The following is a 12,657-nucleotide window of genomic DNA, read 5'->3' as shown; positions in this document are numbered from 1 at the left end:
GATGCTCAGCCGCGGCGGGCCGCCTGGGTTTCGTCGGGACGCAGTTTCGCGGACAGCTTGTCGAGCACGCCGTTGACGTACTTGTAGCCATCCGCGCCGCCGAACGTCTTGGTCAGTTCGACCGCTTCGTTGATCACGACGCGATACGGGATGTCGATGTGATGCTTGAGCTCGAACGCCGCGACGAGCAGCACCGAGCGTTCAACCGGCGAGAGCTGGTCGATCGGGCGATCGAGGCAGGGCGTGAGGTCTGCCGTGAGCGTGTCGACGTCACGGATCACGCCGTGCAGCAGTGCATTCAGATGCTCATGGTCGGCCTTGTCGAAGCCCTGCGCGCCGCGCAGCTGCGCGTCGATCTCGCCGCCGGGCGCACCCGACAGCAGCCACTGATAAAGCCCCTGCGTGGCCAGTTCGCGGGAGCGTCGGCGAGCGCTCTTCATGCACGTTCCTCTTCGTCTTCATCCTCTTCGTCTTCGTCGTCATCGCCGCCCAGCTGTTCGAGCGCGACCGACAGGTTCGCCATTTCCACGGCGACCCGCGCTGCGTCGCGGCCCTTCTCGGTCATGCGCGCGACGGCCTGCTCGTCGGACTCGGTGGTGAGCACCGCGTTCGCGACGGGAATGCCGAAGTCGAGCGACACGCGCGAGATGCCCGCGCCGCTTTCGTTCGACACGAGCTCGAAGTGATACGTCTCGCCGCGCACCACGGCGCCGAGCGCAATTAGCGCGTCGAACTGGCTGCTTTCCGCGAGTTTTTGCAGTGCGAGCGGGATTTCGAGTGCGCCCGGCACTGTGACGAGCAGCACGTCTTCGCCCGTCACGCCGAGGCGTTCGAGCTCTTCGATGCACGCGTCAGCGAGGCCGTTGCAGACCGGTTCGTTGAAGCGCGACTGGACGATGCCGATGCGCAGTCCATCGCCGTCGAGATTCGGTTGGTATTGTCCGATTTCCATGTAGGGTTCCGTTGGTGGATGAACACGCCGATTGTCTGGCCGGCGTGTGTCGGTTGTCCGATGGTCTGTGGTTCAGTTGCGCGTGCCTGGCGGGCAGGGTGCTTCCGTCTTGCCGCCCGGCATCGGCACGAAGCCGGTTACTTCGAGCCCGTAGCCCGACATGCTGCCGAGCCGGCGCGGATTCGACAGCACCTGCATGCGGCCGACGCCCAGCTCGCGCAGAATCTGCGCGCCGACGCCGTAGGTCTTGAAGTCGACCGGGCGGCGCTTCATCGCCTCCGCCTTGTCTTTCTCGTCCAGCGCGAGGAACACGTCGATCAGCTGGTCCTTCGAGTCCGCGCAGTTGAGCAGCACGATCACGCCGAGATCGCGCTCGGCAATCTCGCGCATGGCGGCGTCCAGCGACCACGAGTGCGTGGACGCGCCGATCTCCAGCACGTCCAGCACCGACAGCGGCTCGTGCACGCGCACCGGCGTGTCGACGTCCGGGCTCGGCGTGCCGCGCACCAGCGCGATATGCGGCGAGCCGCTCGGCTGATCGCGGTACAGCACCGCGCGGAACGGGCCGTGCGCGGTATGCATGATGCGCTCTGCCACGCGTTCGACGATGGATTCGGTGCGGCTGCGGTAGTGGATCAGGTCGGCGATGGTGCCGATCTTCAGCTTATGTTCGTCGGCGAAGGTCATCAGGTCGGGCAGGCGCGCCATCGTGCCGTCGTCCTTGATGATTTCGCAGATCACCGCGGCGGGCGTCAGGCCCGCGAGCGCGGTGAAATCGCAGCCGGCTTCCGTGTGGCCGGCGCGCACCAGCACGCCGCCCGGCTGCGCCATGATCGGGAACACGTGGCCCGGCTGCACGATGTCTTCGGCGCGCGTGTCGCGCCCGACCGCCACCGCGACGGTGCGCGCGCGGTCTGCCGCCGAGATGCCGGTGGTCACGCCTTCGGCCGCTTCGATGCTGACCGTGAACGCGGTGCCGTACTGCGTGCCGTTGCGGTACGTCATGAGCGGCAGGTTCAGCTGCTTGCAGCGTTCCTGGGTGAGCGTGAGGCAGATCAGGCCGCGGCCGTAGCGGGCCATGAAGTTGATCGCTTCCGCCGTGCAGTGTTCGGCGGCGATGACGAGATCGCCTTCGTTTTCGCGGTCTTCTTCGTCGACGAGAATCACCATCCGGCCGGCTTTCAGTTCGGCGATGATTTCGAGGGTGGAGGCGAGCGTCATGTTGGCAAGCGTAACGGGAAAGCGCGTATTTTACGCCACGCGCCGACCCGCGTCGCCTCGGCCGAACGTCATAGGACGGATGTGCGCATCCGGCCCGTCAAGGAGCCCGCCGGGAGGAGGGAAAAACAGGCTACCGGTAACCGCGCCGCTAACCGCGCGGCCGCCGTGCGTCAGGTCGCGCCGTCTGTCGCCGCCGTTTTCACCAGCACCGGCTTCGGCTGGTAAATCTGCGGGAAAAAGTGCTTCAGGTTCTCGACCTTCGGAATGTCGTTGATCGCGATGTACGGCTGGTCCGGATGCAGCGTCAGGTAGTTCTGGTGATAGCCCTCGGCCGGATAGAACGTGCGGTTCATCTCGATCGTTGTGACGATCGCGTCCGGATACACGTGCGCCGCACCGAGCTGCGCGATGTACGCCTTCGCGACGCGGGCCTGCTCGGGGTTCGCGGCGAAGATCGTCGAGCGGTACTGCGTGCCGCTGTCGGGACCCTGGCGGTTGAGCGTCGTCGGGTCGGTCACGACGGAAAAGTAGATCTGCAGGATCTTGCCGTAGCTGATCTGGTGCGGATCGAACGTGACCTGCACGGATTCCGCATGGCCCGTGGTGCCGGTGCTGACCACCTCGTATTCGGCCGTCGAACGGTTGCCGCCCGCGTAGCCCGACACGGCGCTCTTCACTCCTTTCACGTGCTGGAAGACGCCCTGCACGCCCCAGAAGCAGCCGCCCGCGAGCACCGCGGTTTCGGTGCCGGACGGCCCCGGCGCTTCGTCGACGGTGGGCGCCGGCACCGCCCGCGCGTCCTCCGACGACGCATACGCGTGCTGCAGCCCGATGCCGGCCGCGGCGAGCGCCGCGAGCGCGAACGCCGTAGGGCCCGTGTTGCCGCGGATTCTCTGGCGCAACGCGCGCCCCGCTGTGCTCTGCGCGAGCTGGCGGATCGAATCGATGAGTTTCATGTTCTGTTTCCCGATGATGCTGACGATGGCGCGCGCGGTTGCCTCGCGCGGTCGCTCAGGCCGTAGTCGGCTTGAAGGTCAGTGCGACGCCGTTCATGCAGTAACGCAGGCCGGTCGGCTTCGGGCCGTCGTCGAACACGTGGCCGAGGTGCCCGCCGCAGCGGCTGCAATGCACTTCGGTGCGTTCCATGCCGAACGAGGTATCCGTCGTCGTGCCGATCGCGTTTGGCAGCGGCTTCCAGAAGCTCGGCCAGCCGGTGCCGCTTTCGAACTTCGTGTCCGATGAGAACGCCGCCTGCGCGCAGCCCGCGCACGAGAAGACGCCGTGGCGGTGCTCGTTCAGCAGCGGGCTTGTGAACGGCCGCTCGGTGCCGGCCTCGCGCAGCACGTCGTATTGCGCGGCCGTGAGGCGCTTGTGCCAGTCGGCGTCGCTCATCGATACGGGAAATTTCTGCGGCGGCGCGGCATCCGCGGCGCGCGCCGCGCGCGAACCATAGAACGCCACACCCGATGCCGCGGCGATGCCGGCCGTCAAACCGGAAAACAGGAAACGACGTCTGATCATGATGAAGTCCTCCGAACGGAGCGGCGACGATGCGCGTCGCGCCCTCATCCTGTGAATACGGATGAAACGGGCGTCCGGTTACAGCCTGACGAAAAAATCGTGTACGGCGGGGAACGCCGCGCGCCGATCCGTGGCCCGTTTCCGGCGGCTTGCTGGCCGCTACAGGAGGGTGAACATCGATAGTGCGCCGCTTATTCCGGGCGAGGAAGCGGATATTTCGCGGACGGGCGGTGGGGCTGATTCGTCGCGTTGGCTATTTGCCCGACACGGTCAGCCGCAACTTGCTCGCGCCTGCGGTGGTTGCGGTGATCTCGGTGCGCGAGCCGCGCGGGCCCAGGTAGAAATGCTGGCGTGCCGGCGAGTTCACGTCGTGCGTAGCGTCCGGCAGGCACGAAGCGATGTCGGCGGCGACGCCTTGCAGCGCATCGGCGCTCGAGCCGCCGTTACGGGGCGTCCATTGGCACTGGTAGCTGTCGTGGCCGCCATTGCACTGCGCGTCGTCGCCGTAGGGCTGCGCCATGCCGCGGCCGTCGTCGGGCGTCAGCGCGGCGAAGCCGTTCGGCGCGGCATGAACGATCCGCTTCAGCGCCGCGCATGGGCTCGGGGAATCGTCGGCGTGCGCGAACGGCGCTTCGATGAAGAGCATGGTGGCCGACAGCAGCGCGAGCATGATGCGGCTGGCGCAGACAGCGGTGGTGGGCACGGCGGGCTTCAGTCCATGGCGGGTTGACGTCATTTCGAACGCCTCCGGATTGCCGATGTGGCGACCCAACAAAGGAAGCACGCCGCGTACCCAACGGGTCCGATCCTGTTTGCTGGTGACCGCGGCTCGCGCATTCGCATTTCAGCGCGTGTGCTTCATCGAGCCTGTTTCATCGAGCGTCAGCCCAGCTTCATCGACACCGCGACATCGTCCGCGAACGCAACGGTGCGATAGCGTCCGCGCGCATCCGAAACCTCGGCGAGATAATCAGGACTCCGATCCGCATTGTCCGCGACGATGAGACCGCCGGTGCGCAGACGCGGCTCCAGCAGCGCCAGCACCGGCGGATACAGCGGCTTCGCGCCGTCGAGCAGCACGAGATCGAGCGAAGCGGGCAGGTCGCGCCCGAGCGTTTCGAGCGCATCGCCTTCGCGGATCTCGATCAGATCGCCGAGCCCGGCGCGCTCGAAGTTTGCGCGGGCACGCAGCGCTTTCGACGGCTCGAATTCCGTCGTGATCACGCGGCCGCCGCCGTTGTCGCGCAGCGCGGCCGCGAGATGCAGCGTCGACAGGCCGAACGACATGCCGAATTCGACGATCGCCGTGGCGCGCGTCGACCGCGCAAGCATGTACAGCAGCGAGCCGGTTGCCGGCGATATCGCGAGATACGCGTTTTTCGCGCGCGAATACAGCGCGTGGTAGTCCGCGTCCGGGTGGAGCAACTGCTCGCGTTCCGCCGCGGGCAGCGCCGCGAGCTCCGTTCTGAACTGGTGCTGCGAGGCTTCCGCCTCCGCGAAAAGTTCCGGCAACAGCGTGGCGAGCGGCGGCGTGGTCAGCGTGGTCATGGTGTTTTCCCTTGGTCCGTGGCGCTGGATTGCGCACCTCGTTAGAATACGAATAATTCATCGCATTTTCTATTCGCATTCGGAGGTCCACCGCCGTGAAAAGCCGCTCCAGCCCCGAGATTTCGGCGCGCAAGCGTCCGCAGCAGGAGCGTTCTTCGCGGCTCGTCGCGGACATTCTCGAGGCGGCTATTCGCGTTCTGGTGCGCGAAGGCGCCCGCCGCTTCACCACGGCGAGGGTTGCGGAGGAAGCGGGCGTGAGCGTCGGCTCGCTGTACCAGTATTTCCCGAACAAGGAGGCGATCCTGTTCAGGCTGCAGGCCGACGAGTGGCGGCAGACGAGCGACCTGATCGCCACGCTTCTGGCCGACACGAAACGCGCGCCGCTCGACCGGCTGCGCGCGACGGTGCGCGAATTCTTTCGCACCGAATATGAGGAAGCGGCGCTGCGCGTCGCGCTCGGCGACGCCGCACCGCTTTATCGCGACGCGCCGGAAGCGGTCACGCTGAAGGCTGCCACGATGAAGCAGGCGCACGCGTTCATGGCGGAAGCGCTGCCCGATGCGACGGACGAAACACATGCGTTCGCGGCGGAATTCGTGATGACATCGATGGCCGTGCTCGGCGAGCACGTGTCGGGCGATGCGCACTCGAAGGCGGAAGTCGATCGATGGGCCGTCGCGATGGGCGACATGCTGTGCGCGTGGCTCGATCAGCTGTCGCGGCAGCCGCGCCTGAAGTCATAACGCCATGCCGACGCATCCCGCTCACGGCGCCGGTCGCCATGCGTCGAACGTCACCGGCCGCGCGCGGTCCGCGTTCGTGACGGTCGTCTTGCCGGGCTTGCCGTTCACGAGTTCGTCGTAGCTGAAGCTCTGCACGATCTCCTTGTGAAAGAGCCAGTCGCGATGCAGGTCGTCGTAGTGGAACGTGATGTAGTCGGTCCAGTGGTCGCCGCACGCTTCGCCGTTTTCGACCGTGAAGTAGCGGTCCTTGACCGTGAGACCCTGGCCGTCTTCCACGCCGTCCGCGAATGGATCGCACTGGCCGCCCGCGTCGGCACGCATCACGACGTGATCGTTGCGGGCCGCAAGCCTGAATGTGCCATCCGGATTGCGCACGAAGATCATCAACGGGCGCGGCGAAGGCGTTTCTTTCGAATCGTCCGGACGGTGCGCGACCACCAGATAGCCGTCGGCGCCGCTGCGGTCGAGCAGTCCTGCTTTCCACAGCATCACCTGGTAGCCGGCGGGAATCTGACTGGCAATTGCTTTCGGCAATTCAGCAGCGAACGCCGGCCGCGCAGTCAGCAGCACAACGAGCAACGGCACAGCCAGCATCAGCATGGCCAGCGGGTAAGGCATGCGTTTCATCGCACGTTCTCTCCGTTCTTCGAAATTGGACATTTTTCCCACCGCCACAATATTCCCGGTCCTGAAACGTCTTCAGGCCCATGGACCCGCCGCGCACCCTGGCAACGATGACCGAAAAAGACAGCGACATCACGGCTACCGTGCTGCGTGAGCGCGCGCGGCTCGGGAATTTTATCCGGCGGCGCGTGCGCGACCCCGGCGAAGCCGAAGACATCCTGCAGGACGTCTTCAGCGAGTTCGTCGAAGCGTACCGTCTGCCCGCGCCGATCGAGCAGGCGAGCGCGTGGCTGTTCCGGGTTGCGCGCAACCGGATCATCGATCGCTTTCGCCGCCGCAAGGAATTGCCGCTGCCCGACGTGAGCGGCGACCCGGACGAAAGCGGCGACGCACCGCGGCTCGATCTCGCGTTGCCGTCGCAGGACGCGGGGCCGGAGGCGATCTACGCGCGCACGGTGCTGCTCGACGCACTGCAGGACGCGCTCGACGGTTTGCCGCCCGAGCAGCGCGACGTGTTCGTCGCGCATGAAATCGAAGGCAAAAGTTTCAAGGCGATGGCTGCCGAAAGCGGCGTGCCGCTCAACACGCTGCTCGCGCGCAAGCGCTATGCGGTGCGGCATCTGCGCGCGCGTTTGCAGCCGGTGTACGAAGGACTCGATCTATAACGGAGTGGCTCGATGAGATTTCGAATCAGATGTGTGGGCAAGGCGGTGCTCGTGGTCGTGGCCGTCGTGGTGCTGGGATGGCTCGTGATGTCGCTGTGGAACTGGGTCGTGCCGGCGCTCTTCACGGGTGCGAAGACGATCGACTTTCTGCATGCGCTCGGTCTGCTGGTGCTGAGCCGCATTCTGTTCGGCGGCTTCAAGGGGCATGGCGGATGGCGCGAACGCCGCTACTGGCGTCGCTGGGAAGCGATGACACCCGAGGAGCGCGAGCAGTTCCAGCAGGCATGGCGCGAACGCCATGGCTGGCGCAAGGAGGACCGCTCGTGAGCGCCGCCGCGAAATGCAGGCAGGAGCCGGGCGTGATCGTGCCGGTCGTCAACCTGAACCGCTGCGAAGGCAAGGGCGATTGCGCCGAGGTGTGCCCGGAGCAGGTGTTCGAGATTCGCCGCGTCGACGATGCGGACTATCGTGAGCTCGGCATGCTCGGCCGCCTCAAGCTGCGCGTGCACGGCATGCAGGTGGCGTACACGCCGCGTGCGGACGCATGCCGTTCCTGCGGGTTGTGCGTGACCGCGTGCCCCGAGCGTGCGATCACGCTGGCACGGGCAACATAGCGGAAGCGGGATGGCCGCGGACCCGATGCGCGGAAGCCGCAGTTAAGTGCGGCTTCGCACTGAAGCGGTCAGGCGATTTTCGGGGCTACCTCATCAGGCGAATGAAGGCGATGATCAAGCCCACCAGACCGATGAGCAGAACAGGACCGAGGATGCCGCGAAGTCTCACCATGATGCTGCCTCATTCTTCTTACGAGTGCACGCGCGTCATCAAACCTGGCGTGCCAAAAGCGCGTTGCAACGCGATGTTTCAACTGCAACTTTCGATGACGGATCTTAGCATCGGCCGAAAGACTGACGGCTGATGTGCGCGGGCGCTCGTACTTGATGCGATAGTTTTCGCATTTTTCGAAATGCTTGTAATACTTCGGATGCCGTATTGATTTCGATAAGGCACCATCTTGGTCTTCGCAGGGTGACGTTGCCGGTGCACCGCCCGCGAATGTCCTCGCGCGGTGCACACCGCGATGCGAAATATGACCTGTTTGCGAAAATGACGCGGGGCCGGATCGTCGAAACAGGCGATACATTTTGTTCTGCTTTCGCTGTTGACCTTTGCTGCGCAGCCGATATCATAAATTTCCGCTTTGTCCGCGCCGTGCACCTGGTGCTTCTGCTTCGGTCTTTCCCCAGTTAGTTCCCGCACCCTGTCACCGCGCGAAGCACGGCAGCAACATGATGGTTTGCCACGTAAAGGTCAGGAAATGCCCGGTGATTCCAGCTTCATCAATCGCATACGCAGCCAGTTCAGGCGCACGATCGGCCGGTCTGAACACGTGCTGTCGCGCTCGCTGCTAGAACGGGGTTCCGCACAGCCCGAGCCGCGCGCGCCGCGGCCTGCTCCGTCGCGCTCATGGGTCAAGCCGCCGCACGTCGCGTGGCGCCGGCTGCTTTCGTGGGGGCAGGGGAACGCGCCCGTTCATGGTGGCTACGAGCAGTCGCCCTACGCATTTCGCGAGGAGTCGCCGTTCGGGCCCGGCGCCAACTGGAAGAACATCGCGTATGTGCTGACGGTGCTGCTCGTCGTCGTGTCGGGTCTGTTCGCGTACGTGCTGATGAATCGCGGCGACCGTAGCAACCCGAGCGACGACAACAGTTCGCCGATGCTCGCACTGCAGACCGCCACGGGTGTGATCGCGAGCGACGGCACGCATCTGCCCGCATCCGCTCCGGCAGTCACTGCCGCAATTGCACCGGCGCATCGTTCGACGCATCCGGCGCCGCAGTCTCATGCGCGGCCGGCCGCGGTGCCGCCGGTTCAGGCGAACGTGCCCGCGCAGCCCGACACGAAGCCGGTCGCCGCGCAGGCGCCGGTGTCGGTCGCGCAGAACCCGGTGACGCAGCCTTATCAGCCTCAAGCGCAGCCGCAGCCTTATCAGCCGCCTCAGCAGACGCAACAGGTCCAGCAGACCCAGCAGACCCAGCAAGATCCGCTGAATCAGACGCCGTATCAGCAGGCACAGCAGTACCAGCAGCAGTACGCGCAGAACCCGCAGCCGCAGCAGGCTCAACCGGCACCGCAAGGCCAGCCCAACCAGCAGCTGGCGATGCAGAACCCGCAGGCCGAGCAGAACCAGCAGTGGCGTCGCACGGAACGCGTGCCGAAGCCGCCTGAAGCGAAGGCGGCGGACGAATCGCAGCAGGCCTCGGCGCACGTCGCGTACGATCTGCGCGTGGCGCGCGCGAGCCTCGACAAGGACAACCTCGGCGCGGCGCGCGCGGCGCTCGGCCGGGTGCTGAACGCGCAGCCGCACAATGCCGACGCACTGGCGATGCATGCGGATCTCGAGTCGCGCGAATTCCAGCGCGACAGCATTCTTGCCGCCGCGCGCAGCTGCATTGCGCAGGATCAATGGACCTGCGTGTGGCGCGATGCCGGCAAGGCGCTCGTGATCGACGCATCGAGCAACGAAGCAAAGACGATGCTCACGCAGGCGATGACGCAGTCGGAACTCGATCAGCGCACGGGCGCGACGCGCGTGCCGCGTCCGCCTGGTGCGCCTTGATCGTCGTCGGTTGTGGCTGTAGCGCTGTCCGCTGAAGGTGCGCGCTCAGCGTTGGCATGTTGAACCGCGGTATAGCTCGGCGCACCGCCGGGTCCCGCGGGGTCCGGGTTGCCGAACTTCGGCAGGTTGCCGTTTTCTCTCGCGCTGTCGAGTTCGGCTTTGACCTCGGCGCGCGTTCTTGGTCCTTGTACCGCTTTCGTCGATGTGCTGCCTGATGATGGCAACGCGGGAACGTCCACGCGGCGTGATTCGACTGGAAGCGGTGCAGACGATTGCGGCTGCGATGGCGTTGCGTTGTCCGGTGTGGCTGGCAAGGCGGCAGGCGCAGGGGCAGGCGTCATTTCAGGCGCCGCAGCCGGTGCAACGGAAGGCGTTATCGCAGGCACGACAGCCGGCACAGTCGCATCGACGCTGCTGTTCGTCGATGTCGATGCAGCAGGCGTCATCTCCGTTTTCGTCTCCGCATTCGCAGCAGGCGCGGCGCTCGCTGCCGGCGCGGAGGCAATCGGCGTCGCGGTCACCGCACTCGCCGCCACACCAGCCTGCCCATTCGCGCGCTGACCCTGACCCTGACTCGCCGCGCTCAGATCCGCTCCCTCAGCCGCGTTCTTCTTTCCACGGTGCGCATAGTCATAGCCATGCCACGAGCCGCCGGCCCGTTTAGCGGTGTGCGGGTGAACCGATGGCGCCGAGGCCGCAGCCGTTTCGCTCGCGATGTTCTCGCGCGCCTGCAGATCCCGTTGCAGGCTCAGCACGCGCGGATCGTGCGGATGCACGGACTGCGCGGTATCGAGCAGCAGCTTCGCCGCAGCCAGGTTGTTTTTGCGCAGACTTTCGCGTGCCGCATCGACGATCTGCGCGATATCCGCGTCGGGCTGCGCATCGTCGGCAGTGGTGGACACGGAGCGCAGCGTGCCGCCCGATTCGCTGTCCGCCGCGCGCGCGGCGAGTGTGTCGTCGTGAAGGCCCGGGCCGCTCCCCCATGCGCTCGCGCTGCCCGGCCGCAGTGCGTACGCGATGAGCAGCAACGCCACGGCGACGAGGCCCAACAGCGCGATCTGCATCGGCCTGCTGTTCATGAGAGCCACCTTCGAGACGATACGCGGCGAGCGCCGCGCGTGTGCAGCCCGCGTAGTCAACGCCCGACAAAAAAATCCTGCTATCGGGATTAAGGCCTAAGCCGTGTGGAATCCGTGTGTCGAAGTTCGTCGCGGTTGTGCGGGTCGGACTCAGGCCGTGGTTTTGCTGAAGCTGTGCGCGGCAGGGCGGTTGATGATCTGGTTGGGTTCGCGCCAGTTCGGCTCGAGCCCCATGAAGCGGTCGAGGTACGCGATCGCAAGACCCGGCTCTTCGACGAGATTTTCGCGGAACGCCTGCCACGCCGTCGGCTGCTGGACGGCCTCGGCGGTACGCAGTTCGACGCCGCATTCTTCGCGCACGGCCTGCTTGAGCGTGCCGATGCAGAAGTAGGTCGGCACGTAGCCCACCGGCCACCAGTCCGCGATATCGGCGGGCGCGGGACGCAGCGGCGGCATCAGGTCGCCGCTCAGACGTACGGCCTTTTCGCTCAGCAGTTCGCGCAGCAGCACGCCAAATGCGAAGTGAAAATAGTCGACCGCGTTGTGGCTGCGATACGGCTCGTTGTGCGCGATCACGTCGAGCCACGCGAAGAACGCGATCGCGAAACGACGATCGTCCACTTCGACGCGCACCGCGTGGCGCGCGTTGTACTCGTCGCAGCACTGCTGCAGCAGCCGGCGGCACGGCACCAGCTTCTGCACTTCCTTCCACGTGCGGGTTTCGTCGACGGTGCTGGTGCTGCAAAGCGTGAGGCTCATTCGCGACTCCAGGGCGCGGCTGCGCGCCGTTCTCTCAGCAGAGATGCCTGATCACGTGTTCGATTTCGCGCGACAGCGCGTGCAATGGCTCGTGGCTCTTCAGCGCGAAACGGAACGCGCTTTCGCGCGCGCCGATCACGTCGGAGAAAAAGCGCATCACCGCGTCGGGTTCGGTGACGAGGCCCGACGGACACACGTCCTTCGCAAGCGACGCGAGCGACAGCATCAGGAACACGTACGCATTCGGTTCGGTGACGAGCCACCACGGCGCGCTCGCATCGGGCAGCACGTCGAAACGCGTGCTGCGGATCGGCTGCTGCTCGATCAGCGCCAGCGCGAGCTGCGCGCTCGTGCGGCACAATCCGGCGCGCGAGCCCATGTCGTCGGCGAGCGCCTTCGCGAGTTCGGTGCGCGGGCCGCGCTGCGCGGCGCCGATGCACTCGAACGCGGCGCTGATGCGATGTTCGAAGATGAGTACGTCCACGGCGCCGCTCTGCATGATCATCCGCTTCGCGGCTGCGTACCACGTCATCGAAAAACGGCGCAACGCTTTCGCGTGGCCGTCGCGCGGCGTGAGCCAGCCCGTCAGCGGTTCGAGCGGAACCGGCGACTTCCAGTGATCCTGAAGGGTAGGGACCGCGTGACCGGCGAACGATTCAGCGGTTTCGATCAGGTCGTCGGCGAGATGCGCGACCGATTCGACGGACAGGTGCGACGGCAGCCGGAGCGGCGTAGCGGCCGATGTGCTCATTGCGGGCGGCCGCTCGGCTTTGACCGGGTCGCTTCTGACGGGACCCGGCACGTTGCGCGCGGCGTAGCGGAGTTGACGCACACAGTCCTTGAGTGCGAGCCCAAGCTGACTGATGTCGCGGCTCAGGTGCTGCGGCAAGGGCGATTTCGACTCCATAGGCGTCTCTGTCATGCA

16 protein-coding genes are annotated in these 12,657 nt (G+C 65.9%); 5 read left to right on the top strand and 11 right to left on the bottom strand.

Annotation, left to right across the window (positions count from 1 at the left end; genetic code table 11):
• Positions 1–5: 5 nt before the first annotated feature.
• From nusB to DVS29_RS05990, 7 genes are all read right to left on the bottom strand, one after another.
• Complete coding sequence (gene nusB / locus DVS29_RS06020; RefSeq protein ID WP_118179507.1) at positions 6–440, bottom strand: transcription antitermination factor NusB; 435 nt, start codon at positions 438–440, stop codon at positions 6–8.
• Positions 437–952, bottom strand: a complete 516-nt coding sequence (gene ribH, locus DVS29_RS06015) for a 6,7-dimethyl-8-ribityllumazine synthase (protein ID WP_118179506.1) — start codon at positions 950–952, stop codon at positions 437–439. The genes nusB and ribH overlap by 4 nt, the downstream gene beginning before the upstream one ends.
• Positions 953–1,024: 72 nt before the next feature.
• On the bottom strand, positions 1,025–2,173 hold the full coding sequence (gene ribBA, locus DVS29_RS06010; protein ID WP_118179505.1) for a bifunctional 3,4-dihydroxy-2-butanone-4-phosphate synthase/GTP cyclohydrolase II: 1,149 nt from the start codon (positions 2,171–2,173) through the stop codon (positions 1,025–1,027).
• Positions 2,174–2,343: 170 nt separating this feature from the next.
• Positions 2,344–3,129 (bottom strand): peptide-methionine (S)-S-oxide reductase MsrA, encoded by a 786-nt coding sequence (gene msrA, locus DVS29_RS06005; RefSeq protein WP_118179504.1) that lies wholly within the window; start codon positions 3,127–3,129, stop codon positions 2,344–2,346.
• A gap of 55 nt (positions 3,130–3,184) precedes the next feature.
• Positions 3,185–3,697 (bottom strand): peptide-methionine (R)-S-oxide reductase MsrB, encoded by a 513-nt coding sequence (gene msrB, locus DVS29_RS06000; RefSeq protein ID WP_118179683.1) that lies wholly within the window; start codon positions 3,695–3,697, stop codon positions 3,185–3,187.
• A 250-nt stretch (positions 3,698–3,947) separates the two neighbouring features.
• Positions 3,948–4,364, bottom strand: coding sequence for a hypothetical protein (locus DVS29_RS05995; protein WP_118179682.1), 417 nt, complete (start codon positions 4,362–4,364; stop codon positions 3,948–3,950).
• Between the two features lie 212 nt (positions 4,365–4,576).
• The gene (locus DVS29_RS05990; RefSeq protein ID WP_118179503.1) at positions 4,577–5,242 is read right to left on the bottom strand and encodes an O-methyltransferase; all 666 of its coding nucleotides are present in this window, start codon (positions 5,240–5,242) and stop codon (positions 4,577–4,579) included.
• Between the two features lie 95 nt (positions 5,243–5,337).
• On the opposite strand from DVS29_RS05990, the gene DVS29_RS05985 reads away from it, so the two are divergent.
• Positions 5,338–5,985 (top strand): TetR/AcrR family transcriptional regulator, encoded by a 648-nt coding sequence (locus tag DVS29_RS05985; protein WP_118179502.1) that lies wholly within the window; start codon positions 5,338–5,340, stop codon positions 5,983–5,985.
• Between the two features lie 21 nt (positions 5,986–6,006).
• Here DVS29_RS05985 and DVS29_RS05980 read toward each other — a convergent pair whose 3' ends face one another.
• Positions 6,007–6,612, bottom strand: a complete 606-nt coding sequence (locus DVS29_RS05980) for a hypothetical protein (protein ID WP_240655486.1) — start codon at positions 6,610–6,612, stop codon at positions 6,007–6,009.
• 80 nt (positions 6,613–6,692) lie between these two features.
• On the opposite strand from DVS29_RS05980, the gene DVS29_RS05975 reads away from it, so the two are divergent.
• From DVS29_RS05975 to DVS29_RS05960, 4 genes are all read left to right on the top strand, one after another.
• A complete protein-coding gene (locus DVS29_RS05975; RefSeq protein ID WP_118179501.1) occupies positions 6,693–7,274 on the top strand; it encodes an RNA polymerase sigma factor in 582 nt (193 codons plus the stop codon).
• Positions 7,275–7,286: 12 nt separating this feature from the next.
• Complete coding sequence (locus DVS29_RS05970) at positions 7,287–7,601, top strand: hypothetical protein (RefSeq protein WP_118179500.1); 315 nt, start codon at positions 7,287–7,289, stop codon at positions 7,599–7,601.
• A complete protein-coding gene (locus tag DVS29_RS05965; RefSeq protein ID WP_240655485.1) occupies positions 7,598–7,888 on the top strand; it encodes a 4Fe-4S dicluster domain-containing protein in 291 nt (96 codons plus the stop codon). The genes DVS29_RS05970 and DVS29_RS05965 overlap by 4 nt, the downstream gene beginning before the upstream one ends.
• Positions 7,889–8,592: 704 nt before the next feature.
• On the top strand, positions 8,593–9,894 hold the full coding sequence (locus tag DVS29_RS05960) for a tetratricopeptide repeat protein (RefSeq protein WP_118179498.1): 1,302 nt from the start codon (positions 8,593–8,595) through the stop codon (positions 9,892–9,894).
• On the opposite strand, the gene DVS29_RS05955 is transcribed toward DVS29_RS05960, so the two are convergent.
• The 3 genes from DVS29_RS05955 to DVS29_RS05945 form a co-directional block, all read right to left on the bottom strand.
• On the bottom strand, positions 9,846–10,973 hold the full coding sequence (locus DVS29_RS05955; RefSeq protein WP_118179497.1) for a hypothetical protein: 1,128 nt from the start codon (positions 10,971–10,973) through the stop codon (positions 9,846–9,848). The genes DVS29_RS05960 and DVS29_RS05955 overlap by 49 nt on opposite strands.
• Before the next feature lie 150 nt (positions 10,974–11,123).
• The gene (locus DVS29_RS05950) at positions 11,124–11,732 is read right to left on the bottom strand and encodes a hypothetical protein (RefSeq protein WP_118179496.1); all 609 of its coding nucleotides are present in this window, start codon (positions 11,730–11,732) and stop codon (positions 11,124–11,126) included.
• A gap of 34 nt (positions 11,733–11,766) precedes the next feature.
• Positions 11,767–12,639, bottom strand: a complete 873-nt coding sequence (locus DVS29_RS05945; protein WP_124800602.1) for a hypothetical protein — start codon at positions 12,637–12,639, stop codon at positions 11,767–11,769.
• Positions 12,640–12,657 lie beyond the last annotated feature (18 nt).

Source organism: Paraburkholderia phosphatilytica (assembly GCF_003443895.1).
GTDB classification, from domain to species: Bacteria; Pseudomonadota; Gammaproteobacteria; order Burkholderiales; family Burkholderiaceae; genus Paraburkholderia; species Paraburkholderia phosphatilytica.
The sequence above is the reverse complement of the archived record's forward strand: the minus strand, read 5'-3'. Positions and strand labels throughout refer to the sequence as shown.

What these genes read in the sequence shown, in the direction of transcription:
- nusB (WP_118179507.1), bottom strand. Translation starts at nt 440, where the DNA reads ATGAAGAGCGCTCGCCGACGCTCCCGCGAACTGGCCACGCAGGGGCTT.
- ribH (WP_118179506.1), bottom strand. Translation starts at nt 952, where the DNA reads ATGGAAATCGGACAATACCAACCGAATCTCGACGGCGATGGACTGCGC.
- ribBA (WP_118179505.1), bottom strand. Translation starts at nt 2,173, where the DNA reads ATGACGCTCGCCTCCACCCTCGAAATCATCGCCGAACTGAAAGCCGGC.
- msrA (WP_118179504.1), bottom strand. Translation starts at nt 3,129, where the DNA reads ATGAAACTCATCGATTCGATCCGCCAGCTCGCGCAGAGCACAGCGGGG.
- DVS29_RS05995 (WP_118179682.1), bottom strand. Translation starts at nt 4,364, where the DNA reads ATGCTCGCGCTGCTGTCGGCCACCATGCTCTTCATCGAAGCGCCGTTC.
- DVS29_RS05990 (WP_118179503.1), bottom strand. Translation starts at nt 5,242, where the DNA reads ATGACCACGCTGACCACGCCGCCGCTCGCCACGCTGTTGCCGGAACTT.
- DVS29_RS05980 (WP_240655486.1), bottom strand. Translation starts at nt 6,612, where the DNA reads ATGAAACGCATGCCTTACCCGCTGGCCATGCTGATGCTGGCTGTGCCG.
- DVS29_RS05975 (WP_118179501.1), top strand. Translation starts at nt 6,693, where the DNA reads ATGGACCCGCCGCGCACCCTGGCAACGATGACCGAAAAAGACAGCGAC.
- DVS29_RS05970 (WP_118179500.1), top strand. Translation starts at nt 7,287, where the DNA reads ATGAGATTTCGAATCAGATGTGTGGGCAAGGCGGTGCTCGTGGTCGTG.
- DVS29_RS05960 (WP_118179498.1), top strand. Translation starts at nt 8,593, where the DNA reads ATGCCCGGTGATTCCAGCTTCATCAATCGCATACGCAGCCAGTTCAGG.
- DVS29_RS05955 (WP_118179497.1), bottom strand. Translation starts at nt 10,973, where the DNA reads ATGAACAGCAGGCCGATGCAGATCGCGCTGTTGGGCCTCGTCGCCGTG.
- DVS29_RS05950 (WP_118179496.1), bottom strand. Translation starts at nt 11,732, where the DNA reads ATGAGCCTCACGCTTTGCAGCACCAGCACCGTCGACGAAACCCGCACG.
- DVS29_RS05945 (WP_124800602.1), bottom strand. Translation starts at nt 12,639, where the DNA reads ATGGAGTCGAAATCGCCCTTGCCGCAGCACCTGAGCCGCGACATCAGT.